This is a genomic window from Paenibacillus sp. 11B, from assembly GCF_030487755.1.
GTDB classification, from domain to species: Bacteria; Bacillota; Bacilli; order Paenibacillales; family Paenibacillaceae; genus Paenibacillus; species Paenibacillus vandeheii.
Genome location: NZ_JAUKNS010000006.1, coordinates 331,574 through 338,469, shown reverse-complemented (window position 1 = coordinate 338,469; position 6,896 = coordinate 331,574). Strand labels below are relative to the sequence as shown.

General features: G+C 45.3%; 5 protein-coding genes. All 5 read left to right on the top strand.

All coding sequences use genetic code 11. The annotated features are described in order from the left end of the window. The first annotated feature begins 342 nt into the window (after positions 1-342). The 5 genes from guaB to serS all read left to right on the top strand — a co-directional run bounded on the left by guaB (position 343) and on the right by serS (position 6,889). Entirely contained in the window at positions 343-1,800 is a 1,458-nt protein-coding gene (gene guaB, locus Q0V21_RS25740) for an IMP dehydrogenase (RefSeq protein WP_024628817.1), read from the top strand. Positions 1,801-2,222: 422 nt separating this feature from the next. After that, entirely contained in the window at positions 2,223-3,611 is a 1,389-nt protein-coding gene (locus tag Q0V21_RS25735; RefSeq protein WP_443145078.1) for a D-alanyl-D-alanine carboxypeptidase family protein, read from the top strand. A gap of 244 nt (positions 3,612-3,855) precedes the next feature. After that, positions 3,856-4,737: a pyridoxal 5'-phosphate synthase lyase subunit PdxS gene (pdxS, locus tag Q0V21_RS25730; RefSeq protein ID WP_024628815.1), complete on the top strand. Its 882-nt coding sequence runs from the start codon at positions 3,856-3,858 to the stop codon at positions 4,735-4,737. A gap of 17 nt (positions 4,738-4,754) precedes the next feature. Continuing rightward, on the top strand, positions 4,755-5,345 hold the full coding sequence (pdxT, locus tag Q0V21_RS25725) for a pyridoxal 5'-phosphate synthase glutaminase subunit PdxT (RefSeq protein WP_024628814.1): 591 nt from the start codon (positions 4,755-4,757) through the stop codon (positions 5,343-5,345). Between the two features lie 260 nt (positions 5,346-5,605). Then, a complete protein-coding gene (gene serS / locus Q0V21_RS25720; protein WP_079345530.1) occupies positions 5,606-6,889 on the top strand; it encodes a serine--tRNA ligase in 1,284 nt (427 codons plus the stop codon). Positions 6,890-6,896 lie beyond the last annotated feature (7 nt).

Genomic DNA, 6,896 nt, shown 5'->3' with positions numbered 1-6,896 from the left:
ATATTCGGTGGTGGTTTTTATTTATTTGTTTATAAGGAAGAAAACTAGAATTAAATATTAGTTTAGATACAGTTAACGATCTGGTTTAACCTAGGTAAACGCTACTCATATGGAGTGGCTTTTTTTATATATGAAATGAACCTGTCCGTGCAAGAAATACAGTTGTATGCATCAGGCAATACACCTAATATAACCAGGGAGTTTCCCTTGACAGTCTAAATAACGCTTTGCTAAGATGGCAATAATAAATTTTTCAGAAAACGTATTTTCGGCATAAAATACAGCCTGGGATCTTCGGGTTTTGGACCGTAAAGCTGAGCAAACATAAGGAGGAACGCCCGCGTGTGGGAAGATAAATTTGGTAAGGAAGGTTTCACCTTCGACGATGTACTGCTGGTGCCCCGGAAGTCCGAGACACTGCCTAAAGAAGTGGACGTATCTGTTCGTTTGAGTGACAGCGTAAAACTGAATATTCCTTTGATTAGTGCTGGTATGGATACTGTTACTGAAGCGACATTGGCTATTGCGATTGCCCGTGAAGGCGGTATTGGTATCATCCATAAAAATATGTCTGTTGAGCAGCAAGCGGAGGAAGTGGATCGGGTTAAACGCTCGGAGAGTGGCGTTATCACCAACCCGTTCTCATTGACAGCGGAACATCTGGTTTCGGATGCAGAATCGGTTATGGCGAAATATCGCATTTCCGGTGTACCGATTGTTGAAGGAGATCAAAAGCTTGTGGGTATCCTGACAAATCGTGACTTGCGTTTTATCCACGACTTCTCCATTAAAATCAGTGAAGTCATGACTCGTGAGAATTTGGTTACTGCGCCTGTAGGTACTACACTGCAAGAAGCAGAAGGCATTCTTCAGAAACACAAAATCGAGAAACTTCCATTAGTAGATGAGTCCAACACACTGAAAGGTCTCATTACCATTAAAGATATTGAAAAAGCAATTCAATTCCCTAACGCAGCTAAAGATGCACAAGGACGTTTGCTGGTTGGTGCAGCGATCGGGATTTCCAAAGATACCTTTGAACGTGCTGATGCATTGGTTCAAGCTGGTGTTGACCTGATTACAGTAGACTCGGCACATGGACATCACATTAACATCATTGATGCCGTTCGTCAGCTGCGCGAGCGTTTCCCTAACCTGACAATTGTTGCTGGTAACGTTGCTACAGGCGATGCAACCCGTGAATTGATCGAAGCAGGGGCGTCAGTTGTCAAAGTAGGAATTGGTCCAGGCTCCATCTGTACAACTCGTGTAATTGCTGGTATCGGTGTTCCTCAAGTTACAGCAGTATACGATTGTGCAAATGTAGCACGTGAATATGGCGTACCAATCATTGCTGACGGTGGTATCAAGTACTCTGGTGAGATTACCAAGGCTCTTGCTGCAGGTGCTCATGCAGTTATGTTGGGAAGCTTGTTTGCAGGTACGGCAGAAAGCCCGGGAGAAACGGAAATCTTCCAAGGACGTAGTTACAAAGTTTACCGTGGCATGGGTTCAATGGCTGCGATGAAACAAGGAAGTAAAGATCGTTACTTCCAGGATGATGACAAGAAACTGGTTCCGGAAGGAATTGAGGGACGCGTTGCTTACAAAGGACCTTTATCTGATACCATTCATCAGTTGATTGGTGGTCTTCGTTCAGGTATGGGATACTGTGGTACAAGCAGTTTGGAACAGCTTCGTAATAACACTCAATTCATTCGTATTACAGGTGCGGGACTTCGCGAGAGTCATCCACATGACGTACAGATTACAAAAGAAGCACCTAACTACTCGTTGTAATCCGAATTGTGTTAATTATTTCCAGGACAGGCTTGGCGATTTTCGCCGGGCCTGTCTTTTTTTGCGGATACCCCTGTGATAGAATAGAACAAGCGGTGATGATCCTTTTATGGATTAGGGCGTTGCGGCGGTTTTTTGACGTGAGTCTATGAAACTGCTTTTGACAATGAATCTGGATTGATAGAAAAAGGTTGCCCAGCTAGAAAAGAAGCGCGGACGTCCTTTTACATATGCATTTATTTAATGCTAACTAAGTGACAATCGATACGACTTCAGGAGCAATGACATTGCTCTTTCGATACAGCGCATATACTACACATCTCACACGTCATCTTCACCTGATAGGGACTAAGAAAAAATCGCAGCTCAAGCTGCACCTGAAGCACACAAAAGTAGCTTCGGACCGAAGGGAGTATTCATCATTGAAAGCCAAACAAATGAATAAGAAAAAACGTCAAATGCTCAAAAAAAGTGTAGCCTCGGTTATGCTGATTAATATGCTCTGCATGTCTGCGGTAATGCCTGTTATGGCTGCTGCCAGCGATTCCGGCCAGGTATTGACCGCGGCGGCTACAACAACGAAGACAGAAAAGATCGTGAACATTCCTTCAGTAGATACACTGGGACTCGATGTAAAATCAGCCGTGCTGATGGAGGCTTCAACTGGACAAATTCTACTCGATGTTAATGCGGATAAAGCTATGCCGCCTGCCAGCATGACCAAAATGATGACTGAGTATATTGTGGCTGAGCAAGTCAAACAAGGGAAATTTAGCTGGGATGATATCGTTACAGTTAAAAAGAACGCGGCACAAAGTACTGGATCTCGAATTTTCCTCGCAGAGGGTGACCAGCATACGGTCAAGGAGCTATACATTGCTATGGCCGTAGGTTCTGCTAACGATGCCACGGTTGCTTTGGCTGAATATGTTGCAGGTTCCGAACAAGCTTTTGTGAAAATGATGAATGATGAAGCGAAGCGTATGGGAATGAAAGATAGCTATTTCATCAACTCCACAGGTCTGGACCGTGCGGATATGCCTGCGGATTTCCGTCCAGCTGAAGATAAAGAAATCGTTATGTCGGCACGGGATGCGGCCATTTTGTGCAGATACATCATCATGGATCACCCGGACTACAAAGATTTTACAACAATTCAATCTTATAAATTCCGTCCAAATGATAAAGATCCTATCATCAACTATAACTGGATGCTGGAAGCGAATAAAAATATAACCAATTTCAAAAGCTATGCCTACGAGGGTCTAGACGGAATGAAAACAGGCCATACCACGAACGCAGGGAATAACTTTACAGGAACAGCTGAACGTGATGGCATGCGTCTGATTAGTGTGGTTATGGGTACGGATTCAGAGCCGGCGCGTTTCAGAGAAACGAAGAAAGTATTGGATTATGGATTCAACAATTTTGAAGTTAAACAGGCGGTTGCTGCCAAAACTAAAGTCACAGGCTGGGAAGCTGTACCTGTGAAAAAAGGGACGGAAACGACTGTACCTGTAGTGACGAATAATGCTGTTAGTTTCGTTGTACCCAAAGGTACTCAAAACCTGGATGTCACTTTTAAAGCCAATGTAACTGAGGCTGATAAGCTGGTTGCTCCAATCAAGGCCGGAACCAAAGTTGGGACCGTTACTTATACTTATAAAGCGGATGGAATCGAACCTCAGGAGAAGACAGTGAACCTAATTACCGCAGAAGAAGCTGAAAAAGGCGGCTGGTTCCGTCTCTTCTTCCGTGCAGTAAAAGATTTCTTCGTTGATCTGTTTGATGGCATCAAAAACCTGTTCTAATAGGCAAAGGCTCCAAGAGAACAGGATAAAATGGCATTTTTAATATTGTGTCGATGGTCCATTGACAAAATACAAGTAATTCCGACCGGATGGATTGTATATTTACAATTTTTCCGGTAAAATATCAAGTTAGAATTCTACGTATGAATCAGCTAAAAAGTCTATTGTTCTTCTACCTGACATTAGAGGTTTCACATCCTGTTCTTGGACAAGATTGACACATACATTACGGGGGGCTTGGAATATGGAAACGGGAACATCACGCGTTAAAAGAGGTATGGCTGAAATGCAAAAAGGTGGCGTCATTATGGACGTTATGAATGCCGAACAAGCTAAAATAGCTGAAGCAGCAGGTGCGACAGCAGTTATGGCATTAGAGCGTGTTCCTTCTGATATTCGTGCAGCAGGAGGAGTAGCCCGTATGGCGGATCCAACTATTGTTGAAGAAGTGATGAAAGTCGTAACCATTCCTGTTATGGCCAAAGCGCGGATTGGACATTATGTTGAAGCCAAGGTACTGGAATCCCTGGGAGTGGATTACCTCGATGAGAGTGAAGTTCTGACTCCAGCCGATGAAGTATTCCATATCGACAAACATGAGTTCACTGTACCGTTTGTATGTGGCGCCAAAGACTTGGGCGAAGCGTTGCGCCGGATCGGCGAAGGAGCTTCCATGATTCGTACCAAAGGTGAACCGGGAACAGGAAACATTGTCGAAGCCGTTCGTCACATGCGCTTTATTAATGGTCAGATTCGTAAAGTAACCAATATGTCCAAGGACGAGCTATATGCTGAAGCGAAGAACCTGGGCGTTGCATATGAGCTTTTGCTGGATGTACATGAGAATGGAAAGCTGCCTGTAGTTAACTTTGCAGCTGGTGGCGTAGCAACTCCTGCAGATGCTGCACTTATGATGCACCTGGGCGCAGATGGTGTATTTGTAGGCTCAGGGATTTTCAAATCGGACAGCCCTGAGAAATTTGCACGTGCCATCGTAGAAGCGACAACGCATTATACAGACTACAAACTGATTGCTGAAGTGTCCAAAAACCTTGGGGCACCGATGAAAGGTATTGAGATTTCCAAACTTGCGCCTTCCGAGCGCATGCAGGATCGCGGTTGGTAAGAGAAGGGGAATTGCAAATGAAAATCGGCGTTTTAGCACTTCAAGGGGCAGTCACAGAGCATATTCGTAGTATTGAACGGGCCGGAGCAGAAGGATTGGCTATCAAACAGGTTCAGCAACTTGAGGAGCTGGATGGGCTGATTCTTCCTGGCGGTGAGAGTACCACGATTGGCAAACTAATGCGCAAATATGGTTTCATGGAGGCCATTCGGGCATTCGCTGCTGAGGGTAAACCAGTGTTCGGAACCTGTGCTGGTTTGATCGTTATGGCTAAACATATTGCAGGACAAGAGGAAGCTCATCTGGAGCTGATGGACATGACCGTATCCAGAAATGCATTTGGACGGCAGAGGGAGAGCTTTGAAACAGATCTTCCGGTTAAAGGTATTGAGGAAACGGTAAGGGCTGTGTTCATTCGGGCACCTCTGATTGAGAGTGTGGGGAACCAGGTAGAGGTTCTTTCCACTTACAAGGATGAGATTGTTACTGCTCGGCAGGGGCATCTGCTGGCTTGCTCCTATCATCCTGAACTGACAGATGATTATCGACTGCATGCTTACTTCGTAGACATGGCCAGATCGTATAAACAGTCTGTACAGAACCAATAGTGAATGATATACAACCTATGATCTGCCGGTATACCAGATCAGTCCTTCAGAGGCTCACAAGGCTTGCTGGTGCGGTGCTGTCTGGTCGGATGCCTGATGTTGCCCGTGTTTAAGCGGGAATCGCAGCGTAGGGTAGCGCCGGAGGCCATAGGTTGTTTTTTACCAATAAGGAATCATAAAAGTGATGCGGAGCCGCAAAGCTATGGAATGGGCAAAAAGGAAGGTTTCTACTTTGTGGTGTTATTTAGGAGGGATATCTAGTGCTTGATGTAAAAATATTGCGGAATGAGTACGCACGTGTTGAAGAAGCGTTGACAAACCGCGGCAAATCGCTGGATCTAATCGCCGGGTTCTCGGAGATGGATGCCAAGCGTCGCGAATTGCTGCAAGAGAATGAAAACCTGAAAAATCGCCGGAATACCGTTTCAGGTGAAGTAGCCAAACTTAAAAAGAATGGTGAGAATGCGGACGATCTGATTGTTGAGATGCGTGAGGTTTCCGACCGAATCAAAGCAATGGACGAAGAAGTGCGTGAACTGGAAGCGAAAATCAATGATCTAACGATGGCGATTCCGAATATCCCTAATGAGAGTGTACCTATTGGTGCGTCTGAAGATGATAATGTGGAGATTCGCCGTTGGGAAGAGCCTAAGTCGTTTTCCTTTACACCAAAAGCACACTGGGAAATCGCACAGGATCTCGATATTCTTGATTTTGAAGCGGCTGCCAAAGTAACAGGATCACGTTTCACCTTTTATAAGGGGCTTGGTGCACGTCTGGAACGTGCCTTGATTAACTTCATGATGGATCTCCACAGTGATCAGCATGGATACGAAGAGATTTTGCCACCATACATCGTAAACCGGGACAGCTTGTTTGGAACGGGTCAACTGCCGAAGTTCGAGGAAGACCTGTTCAAGCTGAAAGATACAGAGTATTACTTGATACCTACCGCTGAAGTTCCGGTAACGAACTATCATCGCGAGGAGATTCTAAATGCAGATCAACTGCCGAAGCACTTTGTAGCATACAGCTCTTGTTTCCGATCGGAAGCCGGTTCTGCTGGACGGGATACACGCGGCTTGATTCGTCAGCACCAGTTCAATAAAGTGGAGTTGTTGAAACTGTCTTCTCCTGAAACCTCTTATGAGGAATTGGAGAAAATGACACAAAATGCGGAACGTGTGCTTCAATTATTGGGACTGCCTTACCGTGTTCTGACGTTGTGCACGGCAGATATGGGCTTCACCTCTGCGAAAACGTATGACATAGAGGTCTGGTTGCCGGAAAGCAATACGTATCGTGAAATTTCGTCTTGCTCCAACTGCGAAGACTTCCAGGCACGTCGGGCCAATATCCGCTTCCGTAGAGAACCAAAAGCGAAACCGGAATTTGTTCATACCTTAAATGGTTCAGGACTGGCAGTAGGGCGTACAGTAGCTGCTATACTGGAGAACTACCAACAAGAAGATGGAACAGTGGTTATTCCTGAAGCACTGCGTCCTTACATGGGCGGAGTCAGCGTGATTGCACGTCGTTCCTAAGCTATTC

Coding starts and splice junctions, on each gene's coding strand:
- pdxT (WP_024628814.1), top strand. CDS start 4,755: ATGAAAATCGGCGTTTTAGCACTTCAAGGGGCAGTCACAGAGCATATT.
- pdxS (WP_024628815.1), top strand. CDS start 3,856: ATGGAAACGGGAACATCACGCGTTAAAAGAGGTATGGCTGAAATGCAA.